Origin of the sequence: Haloferax sulfurifontis, assembly GCF_014635105.1 — an archaeon.
Classification (GTDB): Archaea; Halobacteriota; Halobacteria; order Halobacteriales; family Haloferacaceae; genus Haloferax; species Haloferax denitrificans.
The window spans coordinates 128,599-143,428 of sequence record NZ_BMCI01000005.1 but is presented as its reverse complement, the minus strand read 5'-3'; the positions used below and the strand labels follow the sequence as shown (position 1 = coordinate 143,428).

12 protein-coding genes are annotated in these 14,830 nt (G+C 64.9%); 7 read left to right on the top strand and 5 right to left on the bottom strand.

Annotated features, from left to right (window positions below; translation table 11 throughout):
* Window positions 1-9: 9 nt before the first annotated feature.
* The 6 genes from IEV64_RS14255 to IEV64_RS14230 all read left to right on the top strand — a co-directional run bounded on the left by IEV64_RS14255 (window position 10) and on the right by IEV64_RS14230 (window position 7,881).
* Window positions 10-1,218, top strand: coding sequence for an ABC transporter ATP-binding protein (locus tag IEV64_RS14255; RefSeq protein ID WP_188424185.1), 1,209 nt, complete (start codon window positions 10-12; stop codon window positions 1,216-1,218).
* A gap of 196 nt (window positions 1,219-1,414) precedes the next feature.
* Entirely contained in the window at window positions 1,415-1,921 is a 507-nt protein-coding gene (locus IEV64_RS14250; RefSeq protein ID WP_188424184.1) for an LUD domain-containing protein, read from the top strand.
* Window positions 1,918-4,110 (top strand): LUD domain-containing protein, encoded by a 2,193-nt coding sequence (locus tag IEV64_RS14245; RefSeq protein ID WP_188424183.1) that lies wholly within the window; start codon window positions 1,918-1,920, stop codon window positions 4,108-4,110. Before IEV64_RS14250 ends, IEV64_RS14245 begins: the two co-directional genes overlap by 4 nt.
* Before the next feature lie 111 nt (window positions 4,111-4,221).
* Window positions 4,222-5,484, top strand: coding sequence for a mandelate racemase/muconate lactonizing enzyme family protein (locus tag IEV64_RS14240; RefSeq protein ID WP_083874902.1), 1,263 nt, complete (start codon window positions 4,222-4,224; stop codon window positions 5,482-5,484).
* Between the two features lie 40 nt (window positions 5,485-5,524).
* Window positions 5,525-6,877 (top strand): nickel pincer cofactor-dependent isomerase, group 22, encoded by a 1,353-nt coding sequence (locus IEV64_RS14235; protein WP_188424182.1) that lies wholly within the window; start codon window positions 5,525-5,527, stop codon window positions 6,875-6,877.
* 50 nt (window positions 6,878-6,927) lie between these two features.
* A complete protein-coding gene (locus IEV64_RS14230; RefSeq protein WP_007274292.1) occupies window positions 6,928-7,881 on the top strand; it encodes a mannonate dehydratase in 954 nt (317 codons plus the stop codon).
* 111 nt (window positions 7,882-7,992) lie between these two features.
* Here IEV64_RS14230 and IEV64_RS14225 read toward each other — a convergent pair whose 3' ends face one another.
* From IEV64_RS14225 to IEV64_RS14205, 5 genes are all read right to left on the bottom strand, one after another.
* Window positions 7,993-9,033, bottom strand: coding sequence for a 2-hydroxyacid dehydrogenase (locus IEV64_RS14225; protein WP_188424181.1), 1,041 nt, complete (start codon window positions 9,031-9,033; stop codon window positions 7,993-7,995).
* A complete protein-coding gene (locus tag IEV64_RS14220) occupies window positions 9,023-10,567 on the bottom strand; it encodes an FGGY-family carbohydrate kinase (protein ID WP_007274294.1) in 1,545 nt (514 codons plus the stop codon). Before IEV64_RS14220 ends, IEV64_RS14225 begins: the two co-directional genes overlap by 11 nt.
* A 5-nt stretch (window positions 10,568-10,572) precedes the next feature.
* Window positions 10,573-11,571 (bottom strand): class II fructose-bisphosphate aldolase, encoded by a 999-nt coding sequence (fba, locus tag IEV64_RS14215; protein WP_188424180.1) that lies wholly within the window; start codon window positions 11,569-11,571, stop codon window positions 10,573-10,575.
* 457 nt (window positions 11,572-12,028) lie between these two features.
* Window positions 12,029-12,898 carry a fumarylacetoacetate hydrolase family protein gene (locus IEV64_RS14210; RefSeq protein ID WP_049920465.1) on the bottom strand — a complete coding sequence of 290 codons (870 nt, stop codon included), beginning with the start codon at window positions 12,896-12,898 and terminating at the stop codon, window positions 12,029-12,031.
* Window positions 12,899-13,152: 254 nt separating this feature from the next.
* Complete coding sequence (locus IEV64_RS14205) at window positions 13,153-13,884, bottom strand: fumarylacetoacetate hydrolase family protein (RefSeq protein ID WP_004968610.1); 732 nt, start codon at window positions 13,882-13,884, stop codon at window positions 13,153-13,155.
* 137 nt (window positions 13,885-14,021) lie between these two features.
* Between IEV64_RS14205 and IEV64_RS14200 the strand changes: the two genes are divergently transcribed.
* Window positions 14,022-14,786, top strand: coding sequence for an IclR family transcriptional regulator (locus IEV64_RS14200; RefSeq protein ID WP_188424179.1), 765 nt, complete (start codon window positions 14,022-14,024; stop codon window positions 14,784-14,786).
* Window positions 14,787-14,830: the final 44 nt, after the last annotated feature.

Here is a 14,830-nt window from a genome sequence, read left to right as displayed (position 1 = left end):
ACAACGACAATGAGTAATTCGGAATCGAGGCCGGTTGAAACGCCGGACACAAACGACGGTACCGCCGGTGAAAACGAAGACATCAACGTCCAAATCGAGGGCGTGACGAAGGTCTTCGGGGACCAAGACAGCGACGAAATCGTCGCCGTCGAGGACCTCAATATCGATATCCGCCGAGGTGAGTTCCTCGTATTCGTCGGCCCCTCGGGGTGCGGCAAGACGACGTCACTGCGGATGGTCGCGGGGTTAGAGAACCCGACGGAAGGACGCATCCGCATCGAAGACGAGGACGTGACGGGATACGACCCCCGCGAGCGGGGCATCGCCATGGTGTTCCAGAACTACGCGCTCTATCCGCACATGACGGTCGCGGAGAACATGTCGTTCCCCCTTCGGATTCGGAACTATCCGGCCGACGAAATCGAGTCTCGGGTCACCGAGGCCGCGGACCTCTTGGAGATCGACGACCTCCTCGACCGGAAGCCGTCACAGCTCTCCGGCGGCCAACAACAGCGCGTCGCCCTCGGGCGCGCCATCGTCCGCGAGCCGTCGGTGTTCCTGATGGACGAACCGCTCAGCAACCTCGACGCGAAGCTCCGCGTCCAGATGCGGACAGAGCTCAACGAGATTCACCAGCGCGTCGGGAAGACGACGATTTACGTCACCCACGACCAGGCGGAGGCGATGACGCTCGGTGACCGCGTCGTCGTGTTGAACGACGGAAAACTCCAGCAGATCGGCCCACCGCAGTATCTCTACGACAACCCCGTAAACCGGTTCGTCGCCGGCTTCATCGGAGAACCGCCGATGAACTTCCTCCCGGTATCCATCCGGGAGGAAGACGGCGGTTATACGGCCGTCGGGGAGTTCTTTGAGTTCGGCCTCCCGGTGGACGTCGAGCGGGCGGTCGACGAGTGGGACGGCTCCCTCGACAGCCTCACGCTCGGCGTGCGCCCCGAGGACCTGAGCGACCTGTCGGTCCTCGACGAGGACGAGTACACCGAAAACAGCACTCTCGACGCACAGGTGAAAGTCGTCGAGCCGATGGGCTCGGACAAGTTCCTCACGGTGACCTCGAAGACCGACGAGGACACGGAGTTCAGCGCCCGCGTCGCCCCCGAGAGCAGTGTCGAGCCGGGCGAATCGATTTCGCTTTCGGCCACGCTCGACAAGATTCACCTGTTCGACGACGAGACCGGTCAGAACATCACCTACTGACCGCCGCCGGTTCGTTTTCAGCGGACGTTTCTCTCGTCTCAGCCGCTGGTGAGCACGCACCAGAAACGACGGGCGGGCCGACGACAGCACCCAGCGATACCAATCGCGCACCGGACGCCGCAACCGTCCGGAATCGAGACGGACTCCTCCGAGTCCCATGACAACAATTATCATTTTCGTCCCGTATGGTACTGCTATGGCTATCGGTACTATCGGGGCGTTCGAACGGTCGCTTACAGACGTCGGCGTGGAGTTGACGCGCGCGACCCCCGCGACGTTCTCCGAGACGCTCGCGAGCGTCGTCGACGAACCGGCCGTCGGAACCCCGCTCGGCTTCGACGGCGTCTCGCTGAAGGACACTCCCGTAACGACGGAACTCACGCCGAGAGACCTCACCGAGGCGCGGACCGGCGTCACGCCAATCGGGCGCGCAATCGCACAGTACGGGACGCTCGTCGTCGAGTCGAACGCCGCCGGGAACGAACCCGTCTCGCTTTACCCGCCGACACACGTCGGCGTCGTCCGCGAGAGCGACGTTCTCGAGGACGTGACCGAGGCGATGCCGAAGCTCGCCGAGCAGTTTTCCGACGGCGGGTCGGTCGTCTTCGCCACGGGAGCGAGCGCGACCGGCGATATGGGCGCACTCGTGAAAGGGGTCCATGGACCGAAGACGGTTCGCGTGGTCCTCGTGGAGGGACTATGAGCCTCGAAGAGCGCCGGGCGAAAGCGAGACACATCCGTCACTTACTGGAGACCGAAGGCCGCGCGATTCGCGAGAACACGACCGTGTTCAACGAAGACCGCTACGAAGTCTCCGAGAGCTTCGACGGCTACGAGGGGCTCCGCAGTCGGGCGCGCCGAATCAAGGAAGACGCAATCGACCGACTTCCGGAGCTCATCGACCGGCTCCGCGAGAGCGTCGAGGCCAACGGCGGCGAGCTCTACGTCGCCGACGACGCGGCGGACGCCAACCGGTACATCGAAGCCGTCGTCGACGACGAGGACGCGGACACCGTGGTGAAATCGAAGTCGATGACGACCGAGGAGTTGGACGTCAACGACCACCTCGAAGCCGCCGGCGTCGACGTCTGGGAGACCGACCTCGGCGAGTTCGTCCTCCAGGTCGCAGACGAGTCGCCGTCGCATCTCGTCGGCCCCTCGCTCCACCGCTCACAGGAAGACGTCGCTCGACTGTTCAACGAACGGTTCGACCCGGACGAGCCGTTCGAGACGGCAGAAGAGCTCACGGCGTTCGCGCGTGATTACCTCGGAACCCGCATTCGCTCTGCAGACGTGGGGATGACCGGTGCGAACTTCGTCCTCGCTGATTCGGGCACGATTACGCTCGTCACGAACGAGGGGAACGCCCGCAAGACGGCGGTGACCCCGAACACGCACATCGCGGTCGCGGGCGTCGAGAAAGTCATCCCGAGCGCCGACGAACTCCAACCGTTCGTCGAGCTCATCGCGAAGGCGGCGACGGGACAGCCCATCTCCCAGTACGTCACGATGCTCACCCCGCCCGTGGAGTCGCCGACTATCGACTTCTCTCGGCCGACCGAACCGCTCGGGTCGGGCGACGACGACAGAGCGTTCCATCTCGTCCTCGTGGACAACGGTCGGATGGCGATGCGAGACGACGACCAACTGCGCGAGACGCTCTACTGCATTCGGTGCGGGGCGTGCGCGAACTCCTGTGCGAACTTCCAGCACGTCGGCGGGCACGCGTTCGGCGGCGAGACCTACACCGGCGGTATCGCGACCGGGTGGGAAGCCGGCGTTCACGGGCAGGACTCGGCGGCGACGTTCAACGACTTCTGTACGGGGTGTTCGCGCTGTGCTGACGCCTGCCCCGTGAAAATCGACATTCCGTGGATAAACACGGTCGTCCGCGACAGAATCAACCACGAGTCGGACGGGGCCGCCTTCGACTTCCTCGTCGAGGGGTTGACTCCCGATGCGGAGCCCGGGGGCCTCGACGTTCAGAAGCGTCTCTTCGGGAACTTCGGGACGCTGGCACGGGTCGGGTCGGCGACGGCACCGCTCTCGACCCGACTCGCGGAGCTCGGGCCGGTGCGGTCGGCGATGGAGCGGTTCTTCGGCGTCGACGCCCGGCGCGACCTCCCGACGTTCGAGCGGGAGACGTTCGCCGACTGGTTCGACGCCCGCGAGTCGCCGGACAACGACGGGCGCGAGGTGGTCGTCTACCCCGACGCGTACACCAACTACGTGCTCGTCAACCGGGGGAAGGCGGCGGTGAGAACGCTCGAGGCGCTGGGCGCGCAGGTCGAACTCGCGGCGCCACAGGAGAGCGGCCGGGCACCGCTCTCACAGGGGATGATACGGACGGCAACCCGGCGGGCGTCCGAGGTGAGTGCCGACCTGACGACGTACATCGACGACGGGTTCGACGTCGTGGTCATCGAGCCCTCGGACCTCGCCGCGTTCCGCCGAGAGTACGGGAAGCTCCTCGACGGGGAGACACACGAACGACTCGCAGGGAACTCCTACGACGTTATGGAGTACGTCTACGGCTTACTCAACACCGGTGCCGACGCGAGCGTTCTCGCCGAGCCGTCGGAGCCGCTTGCGTACCACAGCCACTGTCAGCAACGCACCATCGGCGTCGAGACGTACACCGAGGCCGTCCTGACGGACCTCGGCTTCGACCTCATCACGTCGGACGTCGAGTGCTGTGGGATGGCGGGGAGCTTCGGCTACAAAAGCGAGTACTACGAACTCAGCATGGACGTGGGGAGTGACCTCGAAGCGCAGTTCGCAGACGCGACCGACCGCACGCTCGTCGCGAGCGGGACCTCCTGTACCGAACAGCTCGGCGACCTGTTCGAACGGGACGTCGTCCATCCGGTCGAACTCATCGCACCGGAGTAAGAGACGGGTCGGAGCTTCCCGCCACGGAGCGGGTTCCCGCACGCCCTCAGGGCTGTGCGTCGCGGCTTCCGCGGGGAAGATTATTGACGGTGGCCCGCGACCATCACGACGATGCCTCACTCGAAGTACGAGCATCTCGTAACGGAGATGAACGCAGGAGTCGGATGGCGGAACCTCGCGGACGACGGGCTGTCCCGCGACCCGACACGGGACGTCGAGATTACGGCCGTCGACTGCCGAGTGCTCGGCGGGAACTTCCCGTGGAACCTCGTGACCGTCGAGACGGACGCCGGCGTCCGCGGATACGGTGAAGCGTTCGCCGGACCGGTCAGCGAACACGTCGAGTTCCTTGAAAACGGCCTCGTCGGCGAGAACCCCTACGACGTCGAGCGCCTTACCGAGCACATGACCCAGATGCTGTCCGGACTCGCCGGGGGCGAAGGCTACTCGCAGGCGGCGGTGTCCGGTATCGAAACCGCCCTCTGGGACGCCGTCGGGAAGCTCACCGGCCTCCCAGTCTATCAGTTGCTCGGCGGGAAGTTCCGCGACTCGGTCGCCATCTACTGTGACTGCCACGCGGGCGAACACCTCGGCGAAGGCGGCGACGACCCCCACGAAACGTACGACCCGGCCGTGTACGCCGACGTCGCCGAAGCCGTCGTCGGTGAGGGGTTCGACGCGCTGAAGTTCGACCTCGACGTCGCGCCGGGGGACACTGACACGGCGACGCGTCGCCTCACGAACGCCGCCGTCCAACACAAGGTCGATATCGTGGACGCGATTCGGGAGCGGATTGGGGTGGAGCCGACGCTCGCGTTCGACTTCCACTGGAGTTTCACCGTCGAGACGGCCCTTCGACTCGCGCGCAAGCTCGAACCGTACGACCTCGCGTGGATAGAAGACCCCGTCCCGCCGGAGAGCGCCGACGCGCACCGGCGAGTCACGGCGGGGACGACCACCCCAATCCTCGCCGGGGAGAACCTCGTTCGCACGGAGGGTTTTCTTCCGTTTTTCGAGGCGGGGGCAATCGACATCGCCGCCCCGGACATCCAGAAGTGCGGCGGGTTGAGCGAGTTCCGGAAGATTGCGACCGTCGCCGACGCGTACGACGTGCCAATCACCCCGCACAACGTCGCGAGCCCGCTCGGAACCATGGCGTCCGTCCACGCCTGTGCGACGGTTCCCAACGCGTTCGCGCTCGAATACCACGCTCGCGACGTCGACTGGTGGGACGACCTGCACACGGGCGGTCCACTCATCGAAGACGGAGCGATCGCGGTTCCCGAGCGGCCGGGCCTCGGCATCGACCTCGACGTCGGCGAGGTAAACGACCGACTCGCCGCCGGCGAAGAACCGCTGGAAGCCGAGGGCTGACGGCGGCAGACTTTTCTTCGAATGTGCAAACATAAATCACATGGTAGACGGTGACAATCGTCGGGACGGACCAGTCCCGATCTCGGAGGCGACTGTTCTCGAAGCGAGCGGCATGGACTCGGTCCCGGAGGTGGGCATCGTCGAACAGTTGTGGGAGACGGACCCGATTCCGGACGCGGAGCTTCGGGACAGCGTGTTCGACGCCGTCGAACAGCTCGAATTCGACGGGGTACCGGACGGCGGCGAAGTCGCCGTCGGGGCGGGGAGCCGGGGTATCGCGAACATTCCGACCATCGTTAGCGCCGTCGTCGACGCGCTCGACGACCGCGGGTACGAGCCGTTCGTGTTCCCGGCGATGGGGAGCCACGGGGGTGCCACCGCCGAGGGCCAACGCGAGATGCTCGAAGCGCTCGGGATAACCGAAGAGCGCCTCGGCTGTGAGATTCGAGCGACGATGGATACGGTCGTCATCGGGAAGACACCGGACCGAGACGTCGAGGTCCACGCGGACGCGAACGCGGCGGCCGCGGACGCGATAATCCCGGTCAACCGCGTGAAGCCCCACACGGACTTTCGGGGCGACGTGGAGTCGGGGCTCTCGAAGATGCTCGTCATCGGGATGGGCAAACAGCGCGGCGCGAAAACGGCACACGACTGGGCCGCCGACTGGAGTTTCCGGGAGATGCTCCCCGAAATCGCGCGCCTGCACGTCGAGAACCTCCCGATTGCCGGCGGCATCGCCATCGTCGAGGACGAACACGACGACACCGCATTCATCGAGGGGGTGCCGCCGTCGGGCTTCTTGGACCGAGAGGCGGAACTCCTCGAACTCGCCTACGAGCACCTCCCGACCATCCCGTTCGACGAGGTCGACGTGCTCGTGGTAGACCGGATGGGAAAGGACATCTCCGGGGCGGGCATGGACACGAACGTCATCGGACGAATCGTGTACGGGTTCGAACCGGACCCACCGAAACCGGACATCACTCGGATATTCGTTCGCGGGTTGACGCCGGCCTCCCACGGGAACGGTTCGGGGCTCGGGTCGGCGGACTTCATCCACGCGGACCTGTTCGAGGAACTGAACTGGAGCGACACGCTGGTCAACGTCCTCACCGCGAGCACCCCGCGGGCCGCCCGGATTCCGCCGGCCGTCGAAACCGACCGGACCGGTCTCATCGCCTCGCTGTCCACCATCGGCGTGGGGGCCCTCGAAGCCCCGCGCGTCGTTCGCATTCGCGACACGATGCGTCTCGGCCGCCTCGCCGTTTCGGCACCGCTCATCGAGGAGGCGCGCGACCGCGACGACCTGCGCGTCGTCGAAGAGCCCACACCCGTCGAGTTCGAAGACGGGCAGTTCGTCGACGACGTCCTCGAACCGGGCGACCACTGACGGGGCGGAAGACGAGAAACACTGATAACACTCGAACGAAACCGTGTGGTATGGAGCCATCACTCATACTACCGCCGGAGCGCGACGAACGGTGGGACCTCGCGAAACAGGTCGGCGTCGAGACCGCCGTCGTCCACACGCTTGAAATCGGTGACGGGTCGCGCCCGTGGAAGTACGACGAACTGCTCGCGTTGACTCGGGAGTTTCGCGACTACGGTCTCGACGTCGGGGTTATCGAAGGCTGTGTTCCGATTTCCGACGACACTCGACTCGGTCGCGACGGTCGCGACGAGGAGATAGAGCGGTTCAAGCAGTACCTTCGACATCTCGGTTCGCTTGACGTGCCGGTCGTCGCCTACGACTGGATGGCGGGCAAGCGGTGGGCGCGGACCTCCACGGCGCTCCCCGCCCGCGGTGGGTCGCTGACGACGGCGTACAGTAACGAGTTCATGGAAGACGCGCCCGAACAGGAACTCGCCCCCGTCCACGCGGACGAGCTGTGGGACGCCCTCGAACATTTCCTCAACGAGGTCGTCCCAGTCGCCGAGGAAGCGGGCGTGAAACTCGCCTTGCACCCCGACGACCCACCGATTGAGAACCTCCGCGGCGTCGACCGAATCGTCACGTCGCCGGAGCACTACGAGCGCGTGATGGAGATGTACGACAGCGAACACAACGGAATCACCTTCTGTCAGGGCAACTTCGCCGCGATGGGCGCGGACATCCCGGAGACGATTCGACGCTTCGGCGACCGAATCAACTTCGTGCATTTCCGCGACGTCGAGGGAACGAACGAGCGGTTCGTCGAGACGTGGCACGACGAGGGGCCGACCGATATGCGCGCCTGCATCCAGGCGTACCGCGACATCGGGTTCGACGGGCCGGTTCGACCCGACCACGTCCCGACGATGGCCGGCGAGGAGAACTCGAACCCAGGGTACATGACGCTCGGGCGACTGTACGCGACGGGGTATCTGAAAGGCCTGCTAGAGGCGGTCGAGTAACGGCCGGACACTCGCGGTGTGACCGCTCTCGACCGATGTGAGACGGCGCGTCCACGGGCGCATGCAGGCGAATATCGGATACCTGCACGCAGAACTCAGGTCTGGTTCCGGCTAGGCGATTCGGTTGTCGGGGTCCACGCCACCGATGAGGCTCTCTATTCCCTCGGCAATCATGCGGGGACCGTTCGTCACGGCGTCGCGCGTCGACCCCGCGGTGTGCGGTGAGAGGACGACGTTGTCCATTTCGAGGAACGGGTGGTCCTCCGGGAGGGGTTCGGTCTCGAAGACGTCGAGCGCCGCCCCCGCAATCGACCCCGTTCGCAACGCGTCGACGAGCGCGGCTTCGTCTACGAGCCCTCCACGGGCGGAGTTGACGAGTATCGCGGACTGGTTCATCCGAGCCAACTCGCCTTCGCCGAGCAGACCTTGCGTCTCCTCGGTCAGTCGCGCGTGAAGCGTCACGGCGTCCGCGCGTTCGAGCAGGCCGTCGAGCGTCGCGCGTTCGACACCGGCGTCGTCGAACGCCGCCTCGTCCTGATAGGGGTCGTACGCGAGGAGTTCGGGACCGAACCCGGAGAGGCGTCGAGCGACCTGTTGGCCGATGTTTCCGAACCCGACGATACCGATGGTCATCGCCTCGATGTCGCGGGGTAACCGGCTCGGGTCGAACTCTTGGCTCCACTCGCCGGCGTGGAGCGCCCTCGTGTGGTGCGGAATCTCGCGGACCGTCGTGAGCAAGAGGCTGACGGCGTAGTCGGAGACCGCATTCTTGTTCCGTCCGGGCGCGTGGAGGACGGCGACGTCGTTCGTCTCGGCCGTCTCGATGTCGACGTTCTCGACGCCCCCCCGGGCGGCCCCGACGACCTGCAACGAGTCGCCCGCTTCGATTACCGACGCGGAGACGGGCGCCTTATGGACGACGAGAGCGTCCACGCCATCGAGGTTCGCTTCGATTATCGACGTGTCGTAGGCGGACGGGCCGCGCGACTCCATCTCCATCGTGACCTCCCGGAACCGTTCCGCGGAGACGTCGCCTTTCCAGTCGATGCGGGAAAACGACACGCCTTCTGATTCGAGGAACGAGGCCGCCTCGTACATGTACTCGCTCGGCTGTTGTGGGTCTCCACAGAGGAGCACGGTTTCAATCGTCATTCGTTTGGGTCTCCCGCTCAATCGACGTTAATTTTTCCCAGGCCGGGGCGATCCCCTCGGCGGCCAGTCGGTATGCCTCGTGGACCTCCCGGTAGGCGTCGGTGTGCGCGGGCGTCGGGTCGTGTCGACGTTCGACCCCGACGACGTGCTCGACGGCGGATTCGACGTCGTCGTACAGGCCGACGGCGAGGCCGGCGCAGATAGCGACACCTCGGGCACCCGCTTCTCGGCCCGCCGGGACGACGACCCGTTCGTCGAGAACGTCGGCGAACATCTGGGACCACACCGCGCTCTTCGCGCCGCCTCCACCGAGACGGACGTCGGTGAGTCCGTCTTCGGACGCGAGTTCGAGCAACCGGTCGCTCAACGAGAGGGCGACGCCTTCGTATATCGACCGTAACATCTCGCCTCGGTCGTGTTCGATTGTCAGCCCGACGAACGCGCCGCGTTCGTTCGGGTCGTCGGTCGACCCCTGAAGGTTCGGGAGGAACACGACCCCGTTCGAGCCGATTGGGACCTCCGCGACCGTCTCGTTCAGTCTGGCGTAGAACGCGGCGTCGGACGCCGCCTCGTCGTGCCAATCGCGACAGCATTCTCGGGTGAACCAGTCGACCGCGGCCGCGGCGGACCTGCTTCCGCGGTACCGGAGCCACGCGTCGCCGAGGTACCGCCGACTCAGCCCTCCGCCGTCGGCGCTGTCCGGGTCGGCGGAGACGTAGATACTCTGCCCCCAGGTGCCGACGATGAGCGACCCCTGCCCCGGTCGAACCGCACCCGACCCGAGCGCGACAGCGCCGACGTCGTGAAGTCCGGAGGCGACGGGCGTGCCGGCTTCGAGTCCGGTCTCGTCGGCCGCCGACGCGGTCACCTCGCCACAGACCGCCGTACTCCGGACGACGGGTGGCAGTGCGTCAGCGCAGTCGCCGAGGCCGAGTGTGTCGAACAGCTCCGACGAGTACGCCTCGTCTTCGATGTCGTAGAAAACGCTCGCCTCCATCTCGTCCGTACAGACGACGTCCGTGAGTCGGTATTTGAGGTAGTCCTTGCAGAACAGGAGTCGGTCGATAGCGCCGTAGACTTCCGGTTCTTCCTGCCGAATCCATCCGAGGATGCTCAACGGGTCGGCGACGAAAGGTTCGTACCCCGTAATCGAGCGAACCGCCTCCGAGCGGCCGCTTTCGTCCCACGACTTGACGACGTCACTCGCGCGGCTGTCCAACGACGTGATGCCGTCTCTGACCGGCTGTCCGCGGTCGTCGAGCGCGTACAGTCCGTGTCCGTGGCCGGCGACGCCGACCCCGGCGATGGCCCCCGCCTCGACGGTGGACTCCCCGAGAACCTCGCGAATCGTCTCACACGTCACGTCCCAGAACGCCGAGAGGTCGCGCTCGACGCGGCCGGCGCGGGGGCGCTCGTTCGGGGTCGGTCGAACCGCGACTGCCCGCTCTCTCCCGTCGGTATCGAACACCGCGGCTTTGACGTTCGTCAATCCCGCGTCGACTCCGAGGAGGAGTGGGTCGTCTGCCGTCTCCATGGCACTCACACGTACAGGCTCTCGCCGGCGCTCCCGGAGAGTGCGGCGACCTCGGTCATCACGTCGGCGATTCGGTCCTGAACCTCTCGACAGACCCGGTGAGGCGTGAAGTCGCGTTTGTTCGGCGACCACTCCGCGTCGCCGAAGAACCCCTGTCGGTCGTCGTCGACGCCCTCGGGTGGGAGGATGCTCGACTCGTGGTCCCGATAGAACTCGCAGGCCGTTCTGGCGAACTCGTACTGGTATCTGGTGTTCTTGTTCAGCTTACACACCCCGGTCGAGAGGAGGTCTTGGACCTGCCTATCGGAGAGTCCAGACGACCCGTGGACGACAAGCGGCGTATCGAGGCCGTGGTCCGCCAGCGCCTGCCCCACGTCGCGTGCGATGTCCGGACGGAGTTCGAGGTCGCGGCCCTTCGAAACGCCGTGTTCCGTCCCGATGGAAATCGCGAGGAGGTCGACGCCCGTCCTGTCGACGAACTCGACGGCCTGTTCGGGGTCGGTGTAGTACGCCTCGGTCGTCTCGACGCCGCCCTCGATGCCCTTAATCATCCCGAGCTCGGCCTCGACGAGCATGTCCTGTTCGCGGTTTCGAACCGTCTCGACCACGTCGCGGGTGCGCGAGACGTTCTCCTCGAACGGTTCGTGCGACACGTCGACCATCAGCGAGGAGGGGACCCCGGAAGCGACGCAGGATTCGAGGAACGCGCGGTCGTCTGCGGGGACGTGGTCGACGTTGAGGAACACGCCGACGTCAGCGTCTTCGCCGAGTTTCTCGACGTGCGTCGCTAAGATATCTAACCCCGTGTGGGGGTCGCCGTTCCCGGCGAACGCGGCGGTGTCACGTTTCACCTGCACGACGAGGTCCGAATCGACGCGCTCCGCGCCGCGGACGAGTCCGGTCAGGATGTTCGTCTCGGTGATGTTGCTCGCGACGAACCCGTACCCGCTCGTTCGCGCCCGCTCGTAGACCGTGGATAGCTCCGACCCGCGTGAATATGGCATTGGGTGTCAATCTCACGGTGTGCTGAAATACGTGTCGGATACTGTTCGAACGTCCCGACGGTCACTGCGCCCGAACCCAGTGGCGACGTCCCGTTCAGCGATGGTGAACACGACCACGGTCTCCCCGCGTCACTGTGTCACATTGCATCTCGTCTCCCTCGGTCGATTCGGCTCGGCCGCCCCAATCTCGTTACGGACGCAGAGCTGTAATTCGGACGCCTCTGACTCTGTAGACATCCGTGCGACGATACTGAACGCTCGAACTGTGTGCGGGCCGTCTCTCCGGTAAGTTCGTCGAAAAACGCGGGGCGGGCGCGTGAAATCGCGTCGCCTCGAACTCAATCAGTCTCGGTCGTGGGGCAGGACCGTCCGGTGATGGGAAACGGAGTTCGGGGGACGGGGCGAGTCGAAGTCGAGAACGGTTCGGCCGGGAGGTTGTTCCCGAACCACCCGTTCGTCAGACGGCCGTGACCGTGTTTTCGAGGACGCCGATGTCGTCGATTTCGATGCTGACGTCGTCACCGGGTTTCAGGGTGAACCCCTCTTCGGGGACGAGTGCCGTCCCGGTCAACAACACCACCATCTCCGGGACGGAGTTGTGTCGGGTGAAGTACGACACGATTTCCTCGCACGACTTCACCATCTCGGATGTCGAGGTCGACCCCTCGTAGAGGACGGTCCCGTCGCGTTCGATGCGCATCGACATTTCGAGTCCGTGCGGGTCGCTCACCGACTCGGCGGACGCGACACACGGTCCGATAGCACAACAGCGGTCGTACACCTTCGCCTGCGGCAGGTACAGCGGGTTTTCGCCCTCGATGGAACGACTGCTCACGTCGTTGCCGACAGTGTAGCCGACTATCGCACCCCGATGGAGGACCACCGCGAGTTCGGGCTCCGGGACGTCCCACGTGGAGTCGCCCCGGACGCCCACAGCCTCGTTCGGACCGACCGTCCGGCTCTCCGTCGCCTTGAAGAAGATTTCTGGACGCTCCCCATCGTAGACGTCGAGGTAGACGTCCGGCGTCTCGCTTTCGGCCTCTCGCGCCTGTTCGCTGATGTGGTACGTGACGCCCGCGGCCCACACCTCGTCGGGAACCACCGGACGCTCGATTCGCTCGTCGACGTACTCAGAAGAGAGACGCTCCGCGTCGTCGAGGAGTCCCGCGGCCACGTCGTCGATAGTCCGCCCAGTGATGTCCGCCGCCCGAGCGAGGTCACAGAAGGTCTCTACGTTGGAGTTGGCGCTCGTGAGGTCGTAGACGTCGCCGCCCTCGGACACAGCGAGTGCTGACCGCTCTGTCCCCGCGAGTGCGTGATATCGCATGAAAAGACGGAACGGCCACTACTACATAATTGTTACCGAGGAACGAGATCTCCGCACCGCCGCGAGTGGACGAGGGCCTCGCTCACGCTATGGATGGGTGGAAATACGGGAAGAAGAGACGGGCTGGTTGCGGCGGTATCGCAATTAGTCACGCGATTGATGGTTGATAGTCTGACGAGTCGCCTCTCTTTCCCGTACGAAATACTGTGTGTTACCGTTGCACATGAATCTTTGGGCTGAAACCGACCGCTCGGTCAGTCGGCCCGGACGGTGTGTTCCAGCGTCCGAATCCCCTCGATATCGACTTCGACACGGTCGCCGTCGGAGAGCGGGCCGACGCCTTCGGGGGTCCCCGTGGAGATGACGTCTCCCGGTTCGAGCGTCATGTACGACGTAATCTCCGCGACGAGTTCTGGAATCGTGAAGATGAAGTCTGCCCGCGAGGAGTCCTGTCTCGTCTCGCCGTTGACTCTGAGTTCGATGCGCGCGTCGGCAGGGACCTCGTCGGGCGTCGAGACGACGGGTCCGAGCGGCGCGCTGTTGTCGAACGCCTTGCCGCGAATCCAGTTCTGTTCGACCTCTTGGTCGTCTCGGTTCGAGATGTCGTTCAGACACGTGAAGCCGGCAATCACGTCCATCGCGTCGTCCGGTTCGACGTTCCGGCATTGCTCTCCGATGACGACGCCCAGTTCGGCTTCGTAATCGACGCGCTGTTTCCCGGCGGGGAGGGTGACCGTGTCTCCGTGCGCAGCGAGCGCGTTCGGCGGCTTGAGAAACAGCAGGGGCCGCTCCGGGATGTCCATCCCCGACTCCTCGGCGTGCTTTTCGTAGTTCAGGCCGACGCAGACGATTTTCGACGGCTCGCACGGCGGGAGGACGTCAACGGTCGCCGGGTCGAACGTTTCGCCGCCGAACGAGATACCGTCGTCGGTCCATTCGCCGGTTCTGACACTCCCCGCTGGGTCGCGAAATCTAACGCGTTGCATGTCTAACGGCGACACGCGCACCCGGCAAAACGGTTTCGCCTTCGACAACTTCGGGCGCGACCGCCTAGCGATGACGAACAGACATACGACAATCGTGAACAACAATTATTAACGATGAATGTCAACAGGTGGGTAGCATGGGAACGAACATGGCAAACACGATCGGGGCGTTGGGAACCTCGCTCGAGATTCTCGAAGCGTTGAAAGAACGAGGGTCGGCGGGTGTCACAGAGTTAGCCACCGAACTCGACCTCCCGAAGAGTACGGTCTACAGTCACCTTCGGACGCTCCGAGAACACGGATACGTCGTCCAGCGCGACGAGCGTTACTGCATCGGACTCAAGTTCCTCAGTCTGGGCGAGCACACCCGCGACCGGATGCCCCTGTACGAGGTGGCGAAGCCCGAAGTGAAAGGACTCGCCGAACAGACGGGAGAGCTCGCGAACCTGCTCGTCGAAGAGCACGGCGAGGGCGTCTACCTCTTCCGCTCGAAGGGCGAACAGGCCGTCTCGCTCGACACGCACGCCGGGATGCGCGTCAAGCTCCACTGTACGTCGCTCGGGAAGGCCATTCTCGCGTACCTCCCCGAGGTGCGAGTCGACGAAATCATCGAGCGCTGGGGCCTCCCCGCACAGACGGCGACGACCATCACCTCGCGCGAGGCGCTCGAAGAAGAGCTCGCGGCGGTTCGCGAGCGGGGGTACGCCTACGACAAGGGAGAACGCCTCTCTGGGCTTCGGTGTATCGCGGCGCCCATCAAGAACCCCGACGGCCACGCCATCGGTGCCGTGAGCGTCTCCGGCCCGACGAGTCGGATGAAGGGCGAACGGTTCGAATCGGAAATTCCGGAACAGGTCATGAGCGCCGCGAACGTCATCGAACTCAACCTGACGTACTCATAGCGGTCCGCGCGCCGACAAGCGTCTCTCACCGAACGTCGCACGAC